At 63.8% G+C, this 22,082-nt stretch carries 22 protein-coding genes; 11 read left to right on the plus strand and 11 right to left on the minus strand.

What is annotated here, in order from left to right; all coding sequences use genetic code 11:
* The first annotated feature begins 20 nt into the window (after positions 1-20).
* From dnaG to ACZ1JV_RS19240, 3 genes are all read left to right on the plus strand, one after another.
* The gene (gene dnaG / locus ACZ1JV_RS19230; RefSeq protein WP_465150108.1) at positions 21-1,928 is read left to right on the plus strand and encodes a DNA primase; all 1,908 of its coding nucleotides are present in this window, start codon (positions 21-23) and stop codon (positions 1,926-1,928) included.
* Between the two features lie 40 nt (positions 1,929-1,968).
* Complete coding sequence (gene rpoD / locus ACZ1JV_RS19235; protein ID WP_465150109.1) at positions 1,969-3,981, plus strand: RNA polymerase sigma factor RpoD; 2,013 nt, start codon at positions 1,969-1,971, stop codon at positions 3,979-3,981.
* Positions 3,982-4,113: 132 nt separating this feature from the next.
* Positions 4,114-4,713 carry a DUF2059 domain-containing protein gene (locus ACZ1JV_RS19240; protein WP_465150110.1) on the plus strand — a complete coding sequence of 200 codons (600 nt, stop codon included), beginning with the start codon at positions 4,114-4,116 and terminating at the stop codon, positions 4,711-4,713.
* 9 nt (positions 4,714-4,722) lie between these two features.
* Here ACZ1JV_RS19240 and ACZ1JV_RS19245 read toward each other — a convergent pair whose 3' ends face one another.
* Entirely contained in the window at positions 4,723-6,432 is a 1,710-nt protein-coding gene (locus ACZ1JV_RS19245) for a M28 family peptidase (protein WP_465150111.1), read from the minus strand.
* A 275-nt stretch (positions 6,433-6,707) separates the two neighbouring features.
* Here ACZ1JV_RS19245 and rpiB point away from each other — a divergent pair, with 275 nt between their 5' ends.
* The 7 genes from rpiB to ACZ1JV_RS19280 all read left to right on the plus strand — a co-directional run bounded on the left by rpiB (position 6,708) and on the right by ACZ1JV_RS19280 (position 11,146).
* The gene (rpiB, locus tag ACZ1JV_RS19250) at positions 6,708-7,145 is read left to right on the plus strand and encodes a ribose 5-phosphate isomerase B (protein WP_159827962.1); all 438 of its coding nucleotides are present in this window, start codon (positions 6,708-6,710) and stop codon (positions 7,143-7,145) included.
* A 17-nt stretch (positions 7,146-7,162) separates the two neighbouring features.
* Positions 7,163-8,461, plus strand: coding sequence for a serine hydroxymethyltransferase (gene glyA, locus ACZ1JV_RS19255; RefSeq protein ID WP_465150112.1), 1,299 nt, complete (start codon positions 7,163-7,165; stop codon positions 8,459-8,461).
* An 18-nt stretch (positions 8,462-8,479) separates the two neighbouring features.
* Positions 8,480-8,704: a hypothetical protein gene (locus ACZ1JV_RS19260; RefSeq protein ID WP_465135357.1), complete on the plus strand. Its 225-nt coding sequence runs from the start codon at positions 8,480-8,482 to the stop codon at positions 8,702-8,704.
* A 46-nt stretch (positions 8,705-8,750) separates the two neighbouring features.
* Positions 8,751-9,251 carry a transcriptional regulator NrdR gene (gene nrdR, locus ACZ1JV_RS19265; RefSeq protein WP_465150113.1) on the plus strand — a complete coding sequence of 167 codons (501 nt, stop codon included), beginning with the start codon at positions 8,751-8,753 and terminating at the stop codon, positions 9,249-9,251.
* Positions 9,244-9,996, plus strand: coding sequence for an RNA methyltransferase (locus tag ACZ1JV_RS19270; RefSeq protein ID WP_465150114.1), 753 nt, complete (start codon positions 9,244-9,246; stop codon positions 9,994-9,996). The genes nrdR and ACZ1JV_RS19270 overlap by 8 nt, the downstream gene beginning before the upstream one ends.
* 212 nt (positions 9,997-10,208) lie before the next feature.
* Complete coding sequence (gene rpsD / locus ACZ1JV_RS19275; RefSeq protein ID WP_465135360.1) at positions 10,209-10,823, plus strand: 30S ribosomal protein S4; 615 nt, start codon at positions 10,209-10,211, stop codon at positions 10,821-10,823.
* Positions 10,824-10,981: 158 nt separating this feature from the next.
* A complete protein-coding gene (locus ACZ1JV_RS19280) occupies positions 10,982-11,146 on the plus strand; it encodes a hypothetical protein (RefSeq protein ID WP_465135361.1) in 165 nt (54 codons plus the stop codon).
* A gap of 214 nt (positions 11,147-11,360) precedes the next feature.
* Here the strand turns inward: ACZ1JV_RS19280 and tgt are convergent, their stop codons facing one another.
* The 10 genes from tgt to ACZ1JV_RS19330 all read right to left on the minus strand — a co-directional run bounded on the left by tgt (position 11,361) and on the right by ACZ1JV_RS19330 (position 19,689).
* The gene (gene tgt, locus ACZ1JV_RS19285) at positions 11,361-12,488 is read right to left on the minus strand and encodes a tRNA guanosine(34) transglycosylase Tgt (protein ID WP_465150115.1); all 1,128 of its coding nucleotides are present in this window, start codon (positions 12,486-12,488) and stop codon (positions 11,361-11,363) included.
* A gap of 18 nt (positions 12,489-12,506) precedes the next feature.
* Complete coding sequence (locus ACZ1JV_RS19290) at positions 12,507-13,535, minus strand: DUF481 domain-containing protein (protein WP_465150116.1); 1,029 nt, start codon at positions 13,533-13,535, stop codon at positions 12,507-12,509.
* A gap of 76 nt (positions 13,536-13,611) precedes the next feature.
* Positions 13,612-14,385 carry an ABC transporter permease gene (locus ACZ1JV_RS19295; RefSeq protein ID WP_395333469.1) on the minus strand — a complete coding sequence of 258 codons (774 nt, stop codon included), beginning with the start codon at positions 14,383-14,385 and terminating at the stop codon, positions 13,612-13,614.
* On the minus strand, positions 14,382-15,317 hold the full coding sequence (locus tag ACZ1JV_RS19300) for an ABC transporter ATP-binding protein (protein ID WP_465152609.1): 936 nt from the start codon (positions 15,315-15,317) through the stop codon (positions 14,382-14,384). The genes ACZ1JV_RS19295 and ACZ1JV_RS19300 overlap by 4 nt, the downstream gene beginning before the upstream one ends.
* Positions 15,318-15,359: 42 nt before the next feature.
* Positions 15,360-16,394, minus strand: a complete 1,035-nt coding sequence (gene queA, locus ACZ1JV_RS19305; protein WP_465150117.1) for a tRNA preQ1(34) S-adenosylmethionine ribosyltransferase-isomerase QueA — start codon at positions 16,392-16,394, stop codon at positions 15,360-15,362.
* 50 nt (positions 16,395-16,444) lie between these two features.
* Positions 16,445-17,143 (minus strand): peptidylprolyl isomerase, encoded by a 699-nt coding sequence (locus tag ACZ1JV_RS19310; RefSeq protein ID WP_465150118.1) that lies wholly within the window; start codon positions 17,141-17,143, stop codon positions 16,445-16,447.
* 88 nt (positions 17,144-17,231) lie between these two features.
* Entirely contained in the window at positions 17,232-17,744 is a 513-nt protein-coding gene (gene coaD, locus ACZ1JV_RS19315; protein WP_395333477.1) for a pantetheine-phosphate adenylyltransferase, read from the minus strand.
* 166 nt (positions 17,745-17,910) lie between these two features.
* Entirely contained in the window at positions 17,911-18,819 is a 909-nt protein-coding gene (locus ACZ1JV_RS19320; RefSeq protein ID WP_465135367.1) for a polyprenyl synthetase family protein, read from the minus strand.
* Positions 18,820-18,823: 4 nt separating this feature from the next.
* A complete protein-coding gene (locus ACZ1JV_RS19325) occupies positions 18,824-19,078 on the minus strand; it encodes an exodeoxyribonuclease VII small subunit (protein WP_395333483.1) in 255 nt (84 codons plus the stop codon).
* Between the two features lie 119 nt (positions 19,079-19,197).
* Entirely contained in the window at positions 19,198-19,689 is a 492-nt protein-coding gene (locus ACZ1JV_RS19330; RefSeq protein WP_465150119.1) for a YbjN domain-containing protein, read from the minus strand.
* A 157-nt stretch (positions 19,690-19,846) separates the two neighbouring features.
* Here ACZ1JV_RS19330 and purL point away from each other — a divergent pair, with 157 nt between their 5' ends.
* The gene (purL, locus tag ACZ1JV_RS19335; protein WP_465150120.1) at positions 19,847-22,006 is read left to right on the plus strand and encodes a phosphoribosylformylglycinamidine synthase subunit PurL; all 2,160 of its coding nucleotides are present in this window, start codon (positions 19,847-19,849) and stop codon (positions 22,004-22,006) included.
* Positions 22,007-22,082: the final 76 nt, after the last annotated feature.

Below are 22,082 nucleotides of genomic sequence, written 5' to 3' on the forward strand. Positions count from 1 at the left end.
CGAGATCGGGCGGCAGGACCGTGCTTACCCCTCAATGGCTTGACCAGCTTCGCACGCGGATAACCCTGTCCGCGCTGATCGGTCGATCGACCCGCCTGCAAAAGGCGGGGCGCGAGTTCAAGGCCTGCTGCCCGTTCCACAACGAGAAGTCTCCAAGCTTCACCGTCAACGACGAAAAGGGCTTCTATCACTGCTTTGGCTGCGGCGCACATGGAGATGCGATCCGCTGGATGACCGACCATCAGGGCCTGTCCTTCATGGATGCGGTGAAGGAACTGGCAGCCGAAGCGGGGATGGACGTCCCTGCCCCCGATCCGCGCGCGGCCAAGGCGGCGGAGAAGCGCGATACGCTTCACGACGTGATGGCCGCCGCGCAGGCGTGGTTCGTGCAGAACCTCTCCTCGCCCGGCGGCGAATCGGCGCGCGCCTATCTGGCGACACGCGGGTTCGACGCCCACACCCTCCAGCGCTTCGGCTTCGGCTATGCGCCGGAGGGGCGGCAGGCCATGAAGGAAGCCCTCGGCAAATTCCCGGAACCCATGCTGATCGAGGCGGGTCTCAGGATCGAAGTCGAGAACCGCGACCCCTACGACCGTTTTCGCGGCCGCCTGATGCTGCCGATCGAGGATGCGCGCGGCCGGGTGATCGCGTTCGGCGGCCGTATTCTCACCAAGGAGAAGACCGATGCGCCGAAGTATCTGAACTCTCCGGACACCCCCCTCTTCGACAAGGGCCGCACCCTCTACAACCTGCACCGCGCCGCCCCTGCCGCGCGCCAGTCGGGCCGGATGGTCGTGGTCGAAGGCTACATGGACGTGGTCGCGATGGCGGCCGCGGGCATCGGCGAATGCGTCGCCCCGCTCGGCACCGCGCTGACCGAGCAGCAGATCGAGATGCTGTGGCGCCATGTCGAAATGCCGGTTCTCTGCTTTGACGGCGATGCCGCCGGCCAGCGCGCGGCGATGCGCGCCGTTACCCGCGCCCTGCCCTTGCTGCGCCCTGCCCACTCCCTGCGGATCGTGCGCCTGCCTGAGGGGCTGGACCCGGACGACCTCATCAAGCAGCGCGGCGCGCAGGCAATGGGAGAAATACTCGGCGCCGCGAAAAGCCTGATCGAAGTTCTATGGGAAGTGGAGCGCGATGCCCAGCCGTTGACCACGCCCGAAGACAAGGCCGGCCTCAAGGCCCGGCTGATGGCGCACGTCGATACGATCCAGCACCCCGATATCGCCAGCCTCTACCGCCGCGAACTGCAGGATCGCTATTCCGAATTCGCCTTCCCCAAGCGCGAAAGCCGCTGGCAGCAGGGCGGCGGTGGTCAAGGCGGACAATTCCGCCCAAACCAGCCGCGCGGCGGCGGACGCGGCAACTTCCAGAAGGGCCGCTGGAGCCCGATTCCCGAATCGGATCCCGAATCGCTGGAACGCCTGCGCCGTGCCATGGCAGGCGGCGCGCGCGATGCCCTGTCGTCCGCGATTCTTTCCGGGCTGATCCAGTGGCCGGATCAGATCACCCGCCATGCCGAAGCGCTCGCCCGCACGCCGAACCTCGATCCGCGCTTCGCCTTGCTGCTCGATTGCCACGATGTGAGCCACCGTGTCCACGAACCGCTTGAAAGCGATGTTCTTGCTACCATATTGGCGAATAACGGCCTGGAGATCCCCGGCACCGCAGAATATTCAGGATTGCGCTTCGGGTTCCTGAATCCCGATACCGGCGCGGACCAGGCGGCAGAGGATCTTGCTCAGGCGATCGACCTCTTGGTGGAACGTCCGATTCTGGAGGCGGCATTGGCGCAGGCGACAGCCCGATTTGAAAGCGAGCTGTCGGAAGAAGCTTTTGCCGAACAGCAACGTCTTCTCAAGAGAAAGCTGGAATTCGATAGTCGCCTAAGGCAAATGGCGACAAGACAGGCGGCGTCTTTCTGATTGTATAATCAGGACGAATGCACGGGGAAAACGGCGAAGAATGAGCAAGAACGACAACACCGGCGACACCAACGACGATGCGCCGCTGATCGACCTCAATGAAGCGTCGATCAAGAAGCTGATCGCCCGCGCCAAGCGTCGGGGTGTCATCACCGTTGACGAACTGAACGAAGCCCTGCCGCAAGATCAGATGTCCACCGACCAGATCGAGGACATTATGGCCGCGATCTCGGAAATGGGCGTCAATATCGTCGAGAGCGACGAAGACGCCGACGGCCAGGCCGATTCCGACGACGATGATGGCGATGAAGTCGATTCGGACGACGCCGCCCCGCGCATGGTCGTGGACGCGAAGAAGAAGGAAACGGTCGAGCGGACCGACGACCCTGTGCGCATGTATTTGCGCGAAATGGGCGCGGTGGAACTGCTCAGCCGCGAAGGCGAAATCGCCATCGCCAAGCGCATCGAATCCGGCCGCGACATGATGATCCTGGGCCTCTGCGAGAGCCCGATCACCTTCCACGCGATCATCCAGTGGTCCGAAGCGCTCAACAACGGCGAAATGCAGCTGCGCGAGATCCTCGATCTCGACGCCATGCTGTCCAAGGAACCCGCGCCCGAAAGCCTCAATGAGGACGGTGAGAGCGACGACGACGAGATCAGCGAAAAGACCGCCGGCCCCTCGTTCAAGGAAGAGGACGAGGTAGAGGAGGACAACTCCGAGGAAGTCGACGAAGACGGCAACCCAATTCCGAAGCGTGAGGCCGAGGAAGAGGAAGAGGACAACACCCTCAGCCTCGCCCAGATGGAAGCCGCCCTCAAGCCCGAAGCACTTGAGAAGTTTCTGCTCATCACCGAACTGTTCCAGGCTTTCGAGCGCCTGCAGTCGGAGCGTCTCGACGCGCTGGCCCTCGGCATCGACTTTCCGGCCGCCAAGGAAGAGCAGTACCAGTCGCTGCGCGAGGAACTGACCGCGCAAGTGGAATCGGTGAAGTTCCACGCGACCAAGATCGAATTTCTGGTCGACAATCTCTATGCCTTCAACCGCCGCCTGACCGCCCTTGGCGGCCAGATGCTGCGTCTGGCAGAGCGTCACAAGGTGAAGCGCGCCGACTTCCTCGACACGTACGTCGGCCGTGAACTGGACGACACGTGGCTCACCGACATGTCCAAGAAGGACAAGAAGTGGGCGGCCTTTGCTGAGGCAGAGGCCGATTCGGTCGAACGTATTCGTTCCGAAGTCTCCGATATCGCCGCCGCCACCGGCATGGCGCTTCCAGAATTCCGCCGCATCGTCAACATGGTCCAGAAAGGCGAGCGCGAGGCGCGCATCGCCAAGAAGGAGATGGTCGAGGCGAACCTGCGTCTGGTGATTTCGATAGCCAAGAAATACACGAACCGCGGGTTGCAGTTCCTGGACCTTATCCAGGAAGGCAACATCGGGTTGATGAAGGCGGTCGACAAGTTCGAATACCGCCGCGGCTACAAGTTCTCGACTTATGCAACCTGGTGGATCCGTCAGGCGATCACGCGTTCGATCGCGGATCAGGCGCGCACGATCCGCATCCCGGTCCACATGATCGAGACGATCAACAAGCTGGTCCGCACCAGCCGCCAGTTCCTGCACGAGCAGGGCCGCGAACCGACGCCGGAAGAAATGGCCGAGCGCCTGTCGATGCCGCTCGAAAAGGTGCGCAAGGTGATGAAGATCGCCAAGGAGCCGATCTCCCTCGAAACGCCGATCGGCGACGAGGAAGATTCGCACCTGGGCGATTTCATCGAGGACAAGAACGCGATCATCCCGGTGGATGCGGCGATCCAGGCGAACCTCAAGGAAACGGTCACCCGCGTCCTTGCCTCGCTCACCCCGCGTGAGGAACGCGTGCTGCGCATGCGTTTCGGCATCGGCATGAACACCGATCACACACTGGAAGAAGTGGGCCAGCAGTTCTCGGTCACCCGCGAACGTATTCGCCAGATCGAGGCGAAGGCGCTGCGCAAGCTCAAGCACCCGAGCCGCAGCCGCAAGATGCGTTCGTTCCTCGATCAGTAAGCCATCGAAACGAAACACTTTCAAAACGCCCGCCACCCCGGTTGCGGGCGTTTTAATTTGTCCTCAATCCATCCGCCGCATAGCGAAGCGAACCGCCGCGCTTTCGCGTGGTTGGAATGGGGAAAATATCTGATGTTCCGTGCTTCGTGCGCAGCGGCCGTTATCGGCCTTTCCACCCTTGCCGCCATTGCTCCGGCGCAAGCTCAATCCTCCTCTTCGGCCGCTCCGGCTGCTTCGCAGCCCGCGGACCCCGCCCGCCTCGCCGTGGCGCACGATATCGTCACGCTGGCGTGGCCGCCGGAACAGCGTGACGCGATGATGCAGAAGTTGCTGACCACGATGAGTGCCCAGTTCAAGTCCAGCACTCCGCTGGAAACCATCCATGATGCCGGCCTCAAGCGGATCCTCGAAGACTACTTCACCGACATTCCGCAGCTTCTGAAGCCGGCCGTCAGCACGTTCCTGCCCAAGCAGATGGATGCCATCGCCAAGGCCTATGCACGCAAGTTCACCCTGACCGAACTTCAGGACGTGCGCGCATTCGCCAAGACACCCAGCGGCTCACGTTTCCTGCAGCAGAGCACGGAAGTGATGTCCGACCCCGATGTGGCCGCCGTCAACACCGCCTATTTCAAGGACGTATCCGTGCTTTCACAGCAGATTGCCGCGGATCTCAAGACGAAGGTGGAAGCCTACCTGAAGGCCCACCCGCAGGCCGCTCCCAAGAGCTGATCCCCTTGTTCAACGCCGACCAGTGTTCTTGCGCTGGTCGGTGTAGGCGGCAATCGACGGCGCCGGCGCGTCGAGCCGTACCCACAGCGCAACCGCGATCGCCGCCAGCAACAGCAGCACCGCCAGCACGCGGGATCCACGCAGCAAAAACGGCGGACGCAAGGGCACCAGCGCACATACGGCGATGACCAGCGGCAGCACTGCAACCGCCGGCGTGGTCGGCCCCACCGCCTGCATCAGCGAATAGCCCAGCATCAGCGCATAGCCGGTGACCACACCGGCAACCACCACGCCGGCGGCCCGTGCCAGGCTGTCGGGGCCTAACGCGCGCAGCAGCGCCACCGCGCCGCCCAGCAGGAGCGGCACGGCCAGAACATAGGCCGCAGTCGGTGCGAAAGCCTGAAATGCCGCCCCGGCCAGCAGAACCGGCAGAACCAGGCCGGCCTCGCCCGCGACGCCGTCCGGCTTCCTGCCCAGCACGACCAGCGCAACGGCGATGCTCGCGAAAAGCGCCATGATCTGCAGCCTGGGGATCGCGGCAAGCCGGTCGTAATAGTTCACCGGGCTGCCGTTCGACAGCATGTTGAGCAGGACGAGCACGCCCGCCGTCACCACGATCAGCCCCAGCATCCGCGCCGCGCCGCCAAGGAAAGCGCGCCCGTCGAAGCGGCGCAGCGCCAAAGTGCCATAGCCGACGAAGCCGGTGATCAGCATCGCCCAGCCCCACCAGGCGGCATAATGCACGGCGAACAGACCGAACACGTCGAAGAACACGATATCGGGCGACCTACCCGGCAATTGCGGAGCCTTCGCCATCGCACGCGCCAGTCCCAGCGTTTGCTCACCCATCTGCTGCAACGAACCGCGATCGAGGTTGGACGGCGTCGCCATCGGCGAATGATAGAGCCCAGGCCGGCCAATGAACGCGAAGTTCCATGCCGCGTATCCATGCGGCAGGGCCACCGTCAGGTCGGTATCGTTGGGCAATACGCTGTAGATGAATGTGGCCAGCGAAGTCCCGGCCGGATGCGGCGCGGTCGCCGCCCAAAGCCGCGCGACATCGCCGTTCATTGCCGAAGTCTGGAACAGGTTGGCCTTGCCCCCTCCCCCGCGCGTTTCCAGATTGACCAAAGCGCCGATCCGCTTCGCCTCCGGCGCCTGCCCAAAGAACAGCTTCGCGCCGTTGAGTCCGGCTTCCTCGCCATCGGTCAGCACGACGATCACGTCGCGGCGGCGGTCGCGATCCTGTGAAAGCGCGCGCATCGTCTCAAGAATCGATGCCACACCCGCACCGTCGTCGGCCGCGGCGGGTGAGCCCCAGACGCTGTCGTAATGCGCCATCAGTGCCACCGCCGGCAGATCGCGATCCTTGCCGGGCAGCACCGCGACGATGTTGACCAGCGGGATCTGCGCCGTCTGCGCGCCGCTGCGGTGGTTCAGAACATCGCGTGCTTCAGCCGGGAAAAGCGCCTCCTGCGTATGCACCGCCATGCCGAAGGAGCCGAGTCGGTTCATCAGATAGCCACGCAGTGCCGCAAGCTGTGGCGATCCGCTTGGGTGCGGGGCACGCCCGATCTCCGCCACATCGGTCATGACCCGGCCGACGGCGAAGGCCTCTTGCGGCGCGGTGGACGGCGCTGGCCGGGGCGGCGTGGTTCCCATTATCGCAAGAACGACCGCCAGAAGCAGCGAAACGATCAAAAGCTTTGCCGACTTCACCACTAACCCCTTCGCAGAAAGGGAGAACATCCGCGGGGCCAGCACCGCTGTCAATCGCAGGGCGATGCGTCCCAAAAGCCCAAAAAGGAATGGAAATGCCGCGCAGGTTGCCCGGATCGGCATCGATTTCCGCGAAATACCGCGGAAATTCCATTTAAAACGCCCACTTCCGGCAATTGCATGTCGGCATCGCCAACAATGGTGGCATTGCAACGAACTCGCGACTAAGGGGGTGCGCAAACGACTCCCCGCATCAGGACAGGCAAACCGATCCCATGCGCATTGCGATTGCTTCAGACCACGCCGCCGTCGACCTTAAGGCGACCCTGCGTGAATACCTCATCGAACTCGGCCACGAAGTAGCCGATCTCGGCCCCGAAACCGCCGACCGCGTCGATTACCCCGACTACGGCTACAAGCTGGCCTCGGTCGTCGCCGATGGCACCGCGCAGTTCGGCGTCGCCCTCTGCGGATCGGGCATCGGCATTTCGATCGCTGTGAACCGCGATCCCGCCTGCCGCTGCGCGCTCGTTTCCGAGCCGCTCTCGGCCGCGCTCGCGCGTGAGCACAACGATGCCAACGTCATCGCCATGGGCGCGCGCCTGACCGGCGAAGACATGGCCAAGGCCTGCCTCGATGCTTTCCTTTCGGCCGAGTTCGGTGGCGGACGCCACGCGGGCCGCGTCGAAAAGCTTTCCAACCCCGTCTTCTGAAACGGAGAAGCCCGAACATGACCGTAGACACCGCCATCCGTTCCGCCGGCTTCTTCACTGACGGCGTTGCCGAAAGCGACCCCGCCGTCGCCAAGGCCATCGGCCACGAACTGAAGCGTGAGCGCAAGCAGATCGAACTGATCGCCTCGGAAAACATCGTTTCCAAGGCCGTGCTCGAAGCCCAGGGCTCGGTGCTGACCAACAAGTACGCCGAAGGCTACCCCGGCAAGCGCTACTACCAGGGCTGCGAGCCTTCGGACGAAGTCGAAACGCTGGCCATCGAACGCGCCAAGCAGCTGTTCGACTGCCAGTTCGCCAATGTGCAGCCCCACTCGGGCGCGCAGGCCAACGGTGCCGTTCTGCTCGCCACCGTGAAACCGGGCGACACCATCATGGGCATGAGCCTTGATGCCGGCGGCCACCTCACCCACGGCGCCCGCGCCGCGCTTTCGGGCAAGTGGTTCAAGGCCGTGCAGTACGGCGTGACCAAGGACACCCACCTGATCGACTACGATGAGGTTGAGGCCCTGGCCAAGGAGCACCAGCCCAAGCTGATCATCGCCGGTGGCTCGGCCTATCCGCGCGTGATCGACTTCAAGCGTATGCGCGAAATCGCCGACGCCGTGGGCGCGCTGTTCCAGGTGGACATGGCGCACTTCGCCGGCCTCGTTGCCGCCGGTCTGCACCCCTCGCCGTTCCCGTACGCGCACATCGCCACCACCACCACGCACAAGACGCTGCGCGGCCCCCGTGGCGGCATGATCCTCACCAATGACGAGGCGCTGGCCAAGAAGATCAACTCTGCGGTGTTCCCCGGCCTTCAGGGCGGCCCGCTGATGCACGTCGTCGCGGCCAAGGCGGTCGCCTTCGGTGAGGCCCTGCGTCCCGAGTTCAAGGACTACGCCGCGCGCGTGATCGAGAACGCGCAGGTCCTCGCTGCAACCCTGAAGGAGCGCGGCGCCGCGATCGTTTCGGGCGGCACCGACACCCACCTCGCGCTGATCGACCTCTCGCCGCTGGGCGTGACCGGCAAGGATGCGGACGAGGCGCTGGAACGTGCGGGCATCACCTGCAACAAGAACGGCATCCCCTTCGATCCGCTGCCGCCGATGAAGACCAGCGGCATCCGCGTAGGCTCGCCCGCCGGCACCACCCGCGGCTTCGGTCCGGCCGAATTCCGCGAAATCGGCAACATGGTCGCCGACGTGCTCGATGGCCTTGCCAAGTGCGGCGAAGCGGGCGACGCTCAGGTGGAGCAGAACGTGCGTGCGCGCGTTGAAGCCCTGTGCGATCGTTTCCCGATCTACGAGGACTGATTCAGGAGCCCTAGTGCCATGACTGACCCGAACCGCCCCAACGACACTGGTGATTTCATTTCCGACGCACGCCATGAGCTTGCAGGAATGCTGCAGGATGGCCTCGACCACCCTTCGACCAAGCCGGTGCTCGCCTGGGGCGCGGCCGGGGCGGTCGCGGGCTTCGTGCTGCCGTTCGTCTCTATCCCACTCGGCCTTGCGGTCGGTGCGGGATATCAGTTCTACAAGCGCGTGCGCCCCTGAGCACTCAAAGCAGACTGTTTCCTAGAAATTGAAAGTAACTGACTGAATGCGCTGTCCTTTCTGCGCCCACGACGATTCCCAGGTCAAGGACAGCCGCCCGACCGAGGACAACACGGCGATCCGCCGCCGCCGCCAGTGTTCCAGCTGCGGCGCGCGGTTCACCACGTTCGAACGCGTCCAGCTTCGCGAAATCACCGTTGTGAAGAGCGACGATGCGCGCGAACCGTTCGACCGCGCCAAGATCGAGCAGTCGGTTACTCTCGCCTGCCGCAAGCGTGGGATCGAGCGCGAGAAGATCGACCAGCTCGTCTCCGGCGTGCAGCGCCAGGTCGAAACGCTGGGCGAATCCGAAGTCCCCTCGCGCGAAATCGGCGAGATGGTGATGGAGGGCCTGCGTCAGCTCGATTCGGTCGCCTACATCCGCTTCGCCTCGGTCTACCGCGCCTTCAACGAAGCGCGCGATTTCGAGGCTTTTGCCGGCACCGTGCGCGACGTCGCCGGGCAAGGTGCGGCCAAGGGCGCAGCAAAGGACGCCGACAATGGCTGACGTGAACAAGCCGGTCATCGTACTGGTTCGCCCGCAACTGGGCGAAAACATTGGCAAGGCCGCGCGCGCCATGCTCAACTTCGGCCTGACCGAGATGCGCCTCGTCGCCCCGCGCGATGGCTGGCCCAATCCCTCGGCCGGTCCTGCCGCTGCCGGCGCCGATGTGGTGCTGGAACACGCGAAAGTTTACGAAACGCTGGCCGAGGCTGTGGCCGATTGCGCCAATGTCTACGCCACCACCGTCCGCAAGCGCGGCGTCACCAAGCCGGTCGTCACGCCCGAGCAGGCCGCGCGTGAGGTTCATGAAGCGGCAAAGTCCACGGGGGCTCGCTCGGCCTATGTGTTCGGCCCGGAGCGTTCGGGGCTCGAAACCGAGGACGTCGCCCTCGCCCGCGCGATCCTGACGGTGCCGATCAATCCGGAGTTCGCCTCGCTCAATCTGGCGCAGGCGGTGATCCTCTGTTCCTACGAATGGTCGAAGGGCGCCGCCCACTCCGGCGAACTGGCGCAGCCGACCGTTGAGGAACTGCTCCCCCCTGCCCCGCAGGAAGAATTGGAAGGCCTCATCGGCCACTTCGAGCAATTGCTCGAACCCAAAAACTATTTCTGGCCCGAAACGCGCGCGGCGGCCAACCGGCTGACCTTGCGCAATCTTCTCACGAAGCCGGGCTGGAATCACCTCGAAGTGCGCACCCTTCGCGGTGTGCTCTCTGCCCTCGGAAACGAGCGTCGCCCGCGTAGTTGAGCCGTTTTTCGGCTTATCCGCTTGACTTTCACCCCCGAGCCCGTATGGGGCACCCCTTCACATGGCGCCTGCCTTCTTGAGCAGGTCTGTCCATTCGGCCCCGCACCCCGGTGAAGCGGCGGCCGCATTCCGCGAAATAGGCGGAATGGTGCGCCCCGGGAAAACATGGACCGCGTCCACAGTGGAAGCGGCAGCAGAAAAGGAGACGACTTATGTCGAAGCGTAAAAGCGCCAAGTATAAACTCGACCGCCGCATGGGCGAGAATATCTGGGGTCGCCCCAAGAGCTCGGTCAACCGCCGCAGCTACGGCCCCGGCCAGCACGGCCAGCGTCGCAAGAGCAAGATCTCGGACTACGGTCTGCAGCTCCGCGCCAAGCAGAAGCTCAAGGGCTACTACGGCGACGTGACCGAAAAGCAGTTCAAGGCTACCTACCAGGAAGCCTCGCGCATGAAGGGCGACACCGGCCAGAACCTGATCGGCCTGCTCGAACAGCGCCTGGACATGGTCGTGTACCGTTCGAAGTTCGCTCCGACCATCTTCGCGGCTCGCCAGATCGTTTCGCACGGCCACATCCGCGTCAACGGCGTGAAGTGCAACATCGCTTCGCGTCGCGTGAAGGTCGGTGACGTCATCAGCCTGGGCAACAAGGCCAAGGAAATGGCGCTGATCGTCGAAGCTCAGGCCCTGCCCGAGCGTGACGTTCCCGACTACGTCGCTCAGGACGGCACCGACAAGGTGACCTTCGTTCGCGTTCCCACGCTGGACGAAGTGCCCTACCCGGTGAAGATGGAACCGAACCTGGTTGTCGAGTTCTACTCGCGCTAAGTTTCGGGTCTTCGGGCCAGAAATAGGAAGGGCGGCTCTTCGGAGCCGCCCTTTTTGTTTGTGAGGAATTGTTTCCTTGCGACGAAGCAGGCAAATCTGCGGCGAGACGAGCAGACTGTCAGGGAACCGACATGGATTGCAGGCATTGGACCAGCACCATGTCTCGATTCCGATACGTCACTCCGCACCACACCGGTAAATGGTACGCCACGCTCGAAATGGCACAGCGCTTCGCAAGCCGCATCGGCGCCGGTTTCCTCGACTCCCGCTCAGGCCGCTTCGTGGCCTATCCCGAAACGACACTGGAATGCAGCAAGGCCTGACCCGAGGCGGTGGAACCGCCACCGGCTCCATGGCCCTCCGCAGGAAGCTATCGCTGTGCCCCGGTAACCGTGGTTCGCGCCGCCTTGCCGTCCAGCGAGTGAGAGCCAGCCAGGGAAGGTCACACCAGCACATCGTTCCGGCATTGGCGTACGTTGATCCGCCGATCCACCCGTGGGCGATCGCGATCAAGGTGATCCTACCGCAAGGAGCCGGTCACCCTCCGAAGTAGTCGCGGCGGAAATCGGCAGCGAAGGCGGCAAAGCGGCTTTCGGCGATAGCGTCGCGCATGGCCTGCATAAGCTGCTGGTAGAACGAGATATTATGCTCGGTCATCAGCATCGAGCCGAGGATCTCGCCCGACTTCACCAAGTGATGCAGGTAGGCGCGGCTGTAGGTGGCGCAGGTCGGGCACTTGCAGCGCTCGTCCAGCGGGCCGTTGTCTTCCGCATGCTTGGCATTGCGCAAGTTCAGCGGGCCGTTCCAGGTGAACGCCTGCCCGTTGCGGCCGGAACGGCTAGGCAGGACGCAGTCGAACATGTCCACGCCGCGTTCGACGGCGCCGACCAGATCGTCAGGCTTGCCCACGCCCATCAGATAGCGCGGACGGTCCGCCGGCAACTGCTGCGGCGCGAATTCCAGCGTGGCGAACATCGCCTCCTGCCCCTCGCCCACGGCAAGCCCGCCGATGGCGTAACCGTCGAAGCCGATGTCCGTCAGCGCATCGGCCGATGCCTTGCGCAGTCCTTCATCCAGCGCGCCTTGCTGAATGCCGAACAGCGCCGAATTGGCCGCGTGCTCGCCGCCGCTGTCGAAACCGTCGCGGCTGCGCTTGGCCCAGCGCATCGACATTTCCATGGAGCGGGCGATCACGTCGCGCGGCTGATCGATCTTCGGACACTCGTCGAAGCACATGACGATGTCCGAACCGAGCAGGCGTTGGATCTCCATCGAGCGCTCAGGCGTCAGCAGATGGCGCGAACCGTCGAGGTGGCTGGCGAAAGTCACCCCGTTCTCGGTGATCTTGCGTAAGTCCGACAGGCTCATCACCTGATAGCCACCGCTGTCCGTCAGGATCGGGCGATCCCAGTTCATGAACTTGTGCAGGCCGCCCAGCCGCGCCACGCGTTCGGCGCCGGGACGCAGCATCAGGTGATAGGTATTGCCCAGGATGATGTCGGCGCCAGTGGCGCGCACATCCTGCGGCTTCATCGCCTTCACCGTGGCAGCAGTGCCCACCGGCATGAAGGCGGGCGTGCGGATTTCGCCGCGACGCATCTTGATGACGCCGGTGCGGGCCTTGCCGTCGGTGGCGTGGATGGAGAATTCGAAACGGGGGTTCATGCCCGCCCGTTATCGAATTCAGAAGCCGTAGACCAGCGAGAAGCGCGAGATCGTATCGGTCTTCAGCGTTCCGAGGGGCGGCGACGTCTCATGCTCGAACGAATAGGACAGCTTGGCCTTCAGATGCTTCGACATGCCGGCCTCGATCCCGGTGAGCGTCGTGAACGTGCTGTTCCCGGTCTCGATGTAAGAGGATGCCGTCTGCGTGAACTTCAGCGCATCGTCGAGTGCCCAGGCGAAATCGAACGATGCCAGCGTCGACCAGGTCGTTTCCGCCGGATCGGTGACGTAGATCGTGCGACGGGCAGCAGGCCCCAGTTCCATCGAAAGCGTCAGGTCCTTGCGCTTGATGACGCGGTAGCCAAGCCCGCTCGAAATCGAATAGCGGTCGTAATAACCCTGGATCTTGTTGCTTTCCCACTGGGTGCGCCCGAACGTGAAAAGACCATCGTTCAGGGTGTAGCGCGCCTGATAGCTGGCCAGATACTGCTCGCGCGTGACGGCGCCCCTGTCCTTCTGGTAATCCGCAGTCGCCTGGATCGTGTGCTGCCAGTTGATCCCCTTGCGATCGAGGTTCAGCGCGCCGCTATAGCCGAAATTGCTGGTGTTGCCGGTGGCGCGGAAGGCGCCCAGTTCGACCTTGCCGGTCCAGAGTTCCAGAATGTCCGAATTGCGGATGCGCTGGGTTTCGGCATTAGCCTTGGCGGCAAGCTGGCGGGCGGCCTCATCGTTGAAGGCCCTCTGCATCGCGCGGATTTCGTCCTTGTCGTACGGCTGCGTGTCGATCGCAACTTTCACGACGGCGGCCACGGTGGCCGAATCGCCGGTGCGCATCGCCGATTCGAGCATCGCCCGCACATTCTCGGCCAGACGCGGCGGGCCGGCGGGAACGAACGGGAGAGCCCAGGGATAGGCCGGCAGCGCGACCGGCACTACCGGCACGATGAACGGCACCACTTCCGGCGCGGGGGGGAGATGAATCAAGGGCTGCGCCTGTGCCGGGACGGCAGCGAACAGCAGTGGCAGACCCATCAAACGCATCGACATAACAATCAAGTATCCACTCAGATCCTTGCCCCGTCAGGCTGCCTCCCCTCAGCCGTTCAATCCGGGCCCTAGCCCGTCAGGCGCGCAAACGCCAACCCGTCCGGAAAATCCACGCGATCAGGATCACGCACGCCGCCAGAAAGCTCAGCGTCATCGCCAGTGAAATGAAGATCGGAAAGTCCGACTTGCCGTAGAAGCACCAGCGCAGCCCGTTCACCAGATAGACGACCGGATTGATCATCGCCACCGAGCGCCACGGCTCCGGCAACATGTCGATCGAATAGAAGGTGCCGCCCAAGAACGTCAGCGGCACCATGAACAGGGCCGGCACGATGCCCAGCTTCTCGAAACTGTCCGCCCAGATGCCCAGGATGAAGCCGAAGAGCGAAAACGTGGCCGAAACCAGCAGGATGAAGCCCAGCGTATAGAACGGATGGACGATCGTGTAGTCCACGAAGAACGTCGCGGTCGTCAGGATGATCGCGGCCAGGATCAGCGACTTGGTGGCCGCCGCGCCGACGAAGCCGATCAAGGTCTCACCCACGCCCACCGGCGCGGAAAGCAGTTCGTAGATCGCGCCGGTGAAGCGCGGCATGTAGATGCCGAAGCTACCGTTGGAGACGCTCTCTGCCAGCAAGGTGAGCAGCAGCAGGCCCGGCACGATGAAGGCGCCGTAGTTCACATCGCCCATCCCCGAGGGCATCCGCCCCCCGATCGCGGCGCCGAAGACGACGAAATAGAGCACCGTCGTCAGTACCGGCGCGAGGATCGACTGCATCGCCGTGCGCAAGGCGCGCATGACTTCGCGCTTGTAGATGGTCCACGTGCTGCGTGCGTTGAAGGCGATCATGCCGCCGCTCCTTCCAGAAGATCGACGAAGATGTCTTCAAGGCTCGATTCGCGAATGTCGATCGAGGTGTAGTCGATGCCCGCCCCGACCAAACGCTTGGTCAGTTCGGCCACTTCGGCCTTGCCCTGCCCCGATCCGTCACCGCCGCGATAGACCAGTTCCTGCCCATCCTCGGCCAGCGAGACGTTCAACCCCTCAAGCACCGGAGGCACGGCCGAGAGCGGCGCGGCAAGCGCGATATGCGCTTCCGTGCGGCCCAGCCGCTTCATCAGCGAGCGCGTTTCTTCCACCATGCGGATGCGGCCATCCTGGATGATGCCCACGCGATCGGCCATTTCCTCGGCTTCTTCGATGTAGTGCGTGGTGAGGATGATCGTGGTGCCGCGATCGCGAAGCTGGGCGATCTGCGCCCACATGTCGCGGCGCAGTTCGACGTCCACGCCGGCGGTGGGCTCGTCCAGGAACAGCAGTTCGGGCTCATGCGCCAACGCCTTGGCGATCAGCACGCGGCGCTTCATCCCGCCGGAGAGCGCGCGGATCTGGTCGTTTCGCTTTTCCCAAAGGCTCAGCGCGCGCAGGATTTCCTCGATCCGCGCCGGATCGGGCGCCAGGCCGAAAAGGCCGCGCGAATAGTTCACCGAGTGAATCACGGTCTCGAACATGTCGGTCGCCAGTTCCTGCGGAACCAGACCGACCTTGGCGCGCAGGCGACGCCAGTGGCGGCCCATGTCCTCTCCGAAAGCACGGATCGTGCCGCCCGAAGGCCGCACCAGCCCGCAGACGGCGCCGATCAGCGTCGTCTTGCCGGCACCGTTGGGGCCGAGCAGCGCGAAAATCTCGCCCTTGTTGATCGAAAGGTCGACACCGTGCAGTGCGGTGAAGCCGCTGTCATAGGTCTTTGTCAGACCTTCGATTTCGAGAATGGCATCCATGGTGCGCGTGATGCGCGAAACCGATGACGGTTCCAAGTCCCTTCACGGTAAAAGAATGCTGGAATCCCCATAGGAATAGAAGCGATAGCCGTCGGCGATGGCATGGGCGTAGACCGCCTGCATCCGCTCCAACCCCATTAGCGCGGAAACCAGCATGAACAGCGTGGACTTCGGCAGGTGGAAATTGGTCATCAGTCCGTCGATCGCCTTGAAGCGGTATCCGGGGGTAATGAAGATCGCGGTGTCGCCCTCGAAGGGGCGGATCACGCCGTCGTCTCCCGTCGCGCTTTCCAGCAGGCGCAGGCTGGTGGTGCCCACTGCGATCACCCGGTTGCCCGCCGCCCGTGCGGCATTGAGCCGGTCCGCAGTCGCCTGATCGATGCTGCCCCATTCGGCATGCATCTTGTGATCCTGCGTATCGTCCGCCTTCACCGGCAGGAACGTGCCCGCGCCCACATGCAGGGTCAGCGTTTCGCGCAGCACGCCGGCCGCCTCCAGCCGCTCCATCAGTTCGGGCGTGAAATGGAGCGAGGCGGTGGGCGCCGCGACCGCACCGTCCTTATCCGCAAACATCGTCTGGTAATCGCTGCGGTCCGCTTCGTCGGTGTCGCGCTTGCCGGCGATGTAGGGGGGCAGCGGCATCCGCCCTGCCCGCTCCAGCAGCACTTCCACCGGCTCGTCGCCTTCGAACAGCAGAATCCAGCTGCCGTCGTCCAGCCGCTCTTCGGCGATGGCCGTGACCCCGGCAGGAAATTCGATGCGGTCGTTCGGCTTCAGCCGCTTGGCATTGCGCACGAAAGCCTGCCAGCGGCGCAAGTCGACGCGCTTGTGCAGCGTGGCGCCGATCTTCGCCTCTCCGCGCCGGCCCTCAAGCTGTGCGGGAATGACGCGAGTGTCGTTGAACACCAGTACGTCGCCGGGACGCAGGATGTCGGGAAGCTCGTGGACATGGCGATCGACCAGCGGGCCTTCGCCGGCCCCATCCACCACCAGCATCCGCGCGGAATCGCGCGGGCGGGCGGGGCGCAGGGCAATATTCTCGGGCGGCAGATCGAAATCGAAAAGGTCAACGCGCATGGCGCGCGTCTAGGCGCGCGCCATCGTCAAGTCACCCTCTTTCGGGGAAATCAATTCGACTTCGAATTGCTCAGCTGGTCGGACGTGATCGTCGAGGCTGCCGGAACGGCAGGCGCAGCCGGTGGCGGCGCCTTGTTCTCGGAAGCCATCGAGGCCTGGATGATCTTGGTCGGGTTCGCGGGCGGCTCGCCGCGCTGGATCGCGTCGACGTATTGCATGCCGCTGATCACGCGGCCGAACACCGTGTACTTGTGATCGAGCGAGAAGCGCGGATAGAACACGATGAAGAACTGGCTGTTCGCGCTGTTCGGATCGTTCGTGCGGGCCATCGCCACGGTGCCGCGCACATGCGGCATCGCGTTGAATTCCGACTGAAGATCGGGAAGCTTGGAGCCGCCCTGGCCGGTTCCCGTCGGGTCACCGGTCTGCGCCATGAAGCCGTCGATCACGCGGTGGAAGATCTGGCCGTTGTAGAAGCCCTGCTGGGTCAGCGTCTTGATACGCTCCACGTGATGCGGCGCCCACTGCGGCATCAGGCGAATGGCAACGCGCCCGCCGTCGGACAGATCCAGCAGCAGCACGTTTTCAGGTTCGTGGCTGATGTCGGGGTCAACGATGGTGGGCAGAACCGTCGGGATCGGCACGGCAGCCGGCGCGGGAGCCGGCGCTTCCTTCTTCTTGGCCATCGCAGGCGTAGCCGCCAGCGCGAGGCCGATCATCGTCGTGGCAAGAGTCTGGCGAAACGTCATCGATTACTCACAGAAGGAAGCCGTGCAGGCTCGCGGCGATAGAGCGCGCGGGCTGACGTGACAATGAATGAATTTGTCGCAAGCGTTCTCAGTAGTCGCCCTGAAGACCTTGTGCGGCAATGCGGGCAACAACGTCCTCGCGCACGGCGGGACTGACGAAGCGGGAAATATCGCCGCCGAACGTGGCGATTTCCTTGACCAGCTTCGAAGCGATCGGCTGAAGGCCGACATCGGCCATCAGGAACACGGTTTCGATGTTCGGGTTGAGCTGCTGGTTCATCCCGGCCATCTGATACTCGTACTCGAAATCCGCCACCGCGCGCAGACCACGCACGATCACCGTCGCACCCTGCTTCTGCGCGAACTTCATCAGCAGCGCGTTGAAACCGACCACGGTCACGTTGTCGATCCCCATCGCGGCGGCTTCGCGCGCGACCATCGCCATGCGCTCTTCAGGCGTGAAGAGCGGGTTCTTGGACGGATTGGTCGTCACGCCGATGATCAGCCGATCCACCAGCTTGGAACCGCGCCGGATGATATCGGCATGGCCCAGCGTGATCGGATCGAAAGTGCCGGGATAGACCCCGATTCGTTCAGACATTTTTACCCCGCTCCGCGCCCCTTCCCGGGCGATCTAGATCCGCGTCAGAATTCCGCGTTATCGACGTAGTGCATTCCAGGTGTGGCCGAAGGATGGCGCCGACTGATGGCAATTGCATCCTCCCGACTGCCGGCAATCAGAAGTGTCAGCAGCAGCGAAGCACGGATCAATGATCCCGCTCAACGATGTAACGTGCCACCGCCCTCAGCAGATCAGCTTCCTTGCCGTGCTGGGCCAGATGACCGATGGCCTGCTCGACCAGCATACGCGCCTGTTCGCGGGCACGTTCGGGGCCCAGCAGTGAGACGAAAGTCTCCTTGCCGGCCGCGGCGTCCTTGCCCACGGCCTTGCCGGCGACTTCGGCATTGCCCTCATGATCGATGAGATCGTCGGCAATCTGGAAAGCCAACCCGATGTCGCGGGCATATCCGCGCAGATGCGTGCGGCCTTCGGGCGGAATGCGGCCGAGGATCGCGCCCATCTCCACCGACGCCGCCAGCAATGCGCCCGTCTTGAGCTGTTGAAGCCGGGTGACCGTCTGCAGATCGAACTCGCTGTTTTCGGCAACGAGGTCCATCATCTGCCCGCCGGCCATGCCCTGCGCGCCGCTGGCATGGGCCAGCGCCTGAACAAGCTCGATCCGCGTGAACGGATCGGCGCTGGTGCCCGGATCGCCCAGCACCTCGAACGCGAAGGAAAGCAGGGAATCGCCCGCCAGCACGGCCGTCGCTTCATCGTAGGCGATGTGAACGGTAGGCTTGCCATGGCGCAGGGCGTCATCGTCCATGCACGGCAGATCGTCGTGGATCAGCGAATAGGCATGGATCGATTCGACGGCGATGGCCGCCCGAATCGCCGCCTCGCGAACGACGCCATACATTTCGGCAACCCCGGTCAGCAGCAGCGGCCGCAGCCGCTTTCCGCCGCCGATCGCCGCGTACCGCATGGCCTCGATCAGGCGGCCACGCGCATCGTCCGGCACCGGTAGCAATGCATCGAACGCGCGGTCGATCTCGTCCGCAATCCTCGCCAGCCCTTCGGCCAGCAGCGGGTCGCTCACCACGACCTCGGTCACGGTATCAGCGATCCGCCGCGTCGAACGGCTGAACGCCGGTCGGCACGCCGTCAGGCCCCGCGACGATTCGCTCGATACGGGCCTGCGCGGCATCAAGCCGCTTCTGACAGTGCTGCCGCAACCGCTCACCCTTTTCGTAAAGCGTGATCGAATCCTCAAGCGGCACGTCACCGCTTTCAAGCCGCCGCACGATGCCCTCAAGCTCGCGCAACGCGTCTTCGAAGCTCAGGCTTTCGATGGTTTCTGTATCTTCGACCATCGCCCAGCAATGGCCCTGCCGCATCACACGGTCAAGGGAGCAATCCGCGCTTTTCCGGTTTCCTTGCCGATGGTTGCCGGAACCGGCGGCTCGCCACCGGGAATCACCCTATTTTCGCGCTATTGCGCCGGCTCTTCCTGGTAAATGTAGGTCTTGAAGGTGGACATCGTATCGGTCCAGAATTCCAGCGTATCCAGGAACAGCGCCTGGCTCATCCCGCCCTCGTCCAGATCGAGGTCGTACTGGATCACGCAGTCCTTATCGCTATCCACCAGCGGCGTGACGAAGCGGTACTTCTGGGCGAAGGTGTTCATCGTATCGAGGCTGCAATGCGTCGCCTCGGTCCATCCGGCATAGAACTGCACGCTGGTGCAATCGGCGCCTTCGGTGCAGCCGTAGAACATGATCGTGAAGTTCGATCCGGAAGACGCGCTCTTGATCAGCGGGTCTCCGGTCGAATCCTTCGACAATTGCGCGCGGTATCCGGCATCCTGCAGTGCCTTCACGATGCTGTCCGGAGACCTGGCAGTGACCATCTGCGCCTCGGCCTTCGCGTCAGCCGGGGCCTGCGCCGCCTGCGCGGTGCCTGCGGCCACCAGCCCGTATACCATGACGAGAGCTGCAAAGATTTTCCGCATAAATCCCCTGAATCATTCGGACAATCGCTATCCTTCGTGTGACACATCGCCCCTGCGCCCGAAAGTGAAAGTTGATGTCAGGGTCCGTGCCGTCTAGCGCTCTGCGACGGACATGGCTAAGGCGCCTCGCATGAGCGGAATCACCCCTGACGTCGTCGAGGCGCATGGCCTCAATCCCGAAGAATACGAGCGCGTCCTGAACGCCCTTGGTCGAGAGCCGAACCTTGTCGAACTCGGCATCTTCTCGGTCATGTGGTCGGAGCATTGCTCGTACAAGTCGAGCCGCTTCCACCTGAAGAAGCTGCCGACCAAGGCACCATGGGTCATCTGCGGCCCGGGTGAGAACGCCGGCGTGATCGACATCGGCGATGGACAGGCTGCCATCTTCAAGATGGAAAGCCACAACCACCCCAGCTACATCGAGCCTTTCCAGGGCGCCGCCACCGGCGTCGGCGGCATTCTGCGCGACGTCTTCACCATGGGCGCCCGCCCGGTCGCCAACATGAACGCGCTGCGCTTCGGCCGCCCCGATCACCCGAAGATGAAGCACCTTGTACAGGGCGTGGTCGAAGGCATCGGCTCCTACGGCAACTGCGTGGGCGTGCCCACCGTCGGCGGCGAAACCAACTTCCACAAGGCGTACGACGGCAACATCCTCGTCAACGCCATGACCGTGGGCGTCGCCGAGACGGACAAGATCTTCTACTCGGCCGCCACCGGCCTGGGTAATCCCATCGTCTACGTCGGCTCCAAGACCGGCCGCGACGGCATCCACGGCGCCACCATGGCCTCGGCCGACTTCGACGAGAATTCGGACGAGAAGCGCCCGACCGTACAGGTGGGCGACCCCTTCACCGAAAAGCTGCTGATCGAGGCCTGCCTCGAACTCATGGCCACCGATGCCATCGTCGCGATCCAGGACATGGGCGCCGCCGGCCTCACCTCCTCGTCGGTCGAAATGGCCAGCAAGGGCGGCGCCGGCATTCGCCTGAACATGAACAACGTGCCCTGCCGCGAAGAGGCGATGACGCCTTACGAGATGATGCTCTCGGAAAGCCAGGAGCGCATGCTCATGGTGCTTCAGCCCGGCAAGGAAGCCATGGCCGAGGCGATCTTCAAGAAGTGGGAACTCGATTTCGCCGTGATCGGCGAAGTGACCGACACCGGCCACATGGTTCTCGAATTCAACGGCGAAGTGGTCTGCGACATTCCGCTGGGCCCGCTTGCCGACGACGCGCCGGAATATGAGCGCCCCTACGTCACGCCTGAGGAATACAAGGCCTGGGCCAAGGTTCCAGCCATGGGCGACGTGGCGGAAAGCGCCGATGTGGGCGCGGACCTGCTCAAGCTGATGGGCACCGTCGACCTCGCTTCGCGCAAGTGGATCTGGGAGCAATACGACAGCCAGGTCGGCGGCGACACGATGCAGAAGTCCGGCGGCGATGCTGCCGTGGTTCGTATCCACAATACGCCCAAGGCGCTGGCGATCAGCACAGACTGCTCGCCCCGCTATTGCTATGCCGACCCCTACGAGGGCGGCAAGCAGGCCGTGGCCGAAACCTATCGCAACATCAGCGCAGTCGGCGGCCTTCCGCTCGCCATCACCAACTGCCTGAACTTCGCGAACCCGCAGCGCCCTGAAATCATGGCGCAGATCGTCGGCTGCCTGAACGGCATGGGCGATGCCTGCCGCGCGCTCGACTATCCGATCGTTTCGGGCAACGTCTCGCTCTACAACGAGTCGAAGGCGACCGGCGGCGGCTCGGCGATCCTGCCGACCCCTGCCATTGGCGGCGTAGGCCTGCTGGCCGACCATGAGAAGATGGCGACCGTCGCGTTCAAGAACGCCGGCGACGACGTCTTCCTGCTCGGCAGCAAGGGTTCGCACCTCGGCCAGTCGATCTGGCTGCGCGAGATCGCCGGTCAGGAAGCCGGTGACGCGCCGAAGGTAGACCTCAAGGCCGAAGCCGAGAACGGCGCCTCGATCCGCGACTGGATCGCGGCCGGCAAGGTCACCGCCGTGCACGACGTCAGCGATGGTGGCCTGCTCGTCGCGCTGGCCGAAATGGCGCTGGCCAGCGGTCTTGGCGTCGAACTCGACGCCGCGCTGACCACGGCGGAAGCCTTTGGCGAAGACCAGTCGCGTTACGTCGTCACGGCCAAGGCCGGCACCGCCCTGCCCGGCGCGGTGAAGATCGGCACTGTCGGCGGCACCAAGGTTGCCGGCGTCGAAATCGCCGCCCTGAAGCAGGCCAACGAAGCCTTCTTCAAGGACTGGATGGAAGCCTGATCCGGTGCCAGCGGGATACTCCAGTACTCCGCTGGCCCAGAAACTATCGCTGAAGCCCGCCTCACCGTCTGGTTTC

Source organism: Novosphingobium sp. BL-S-19, assembly GCF_055521675.1.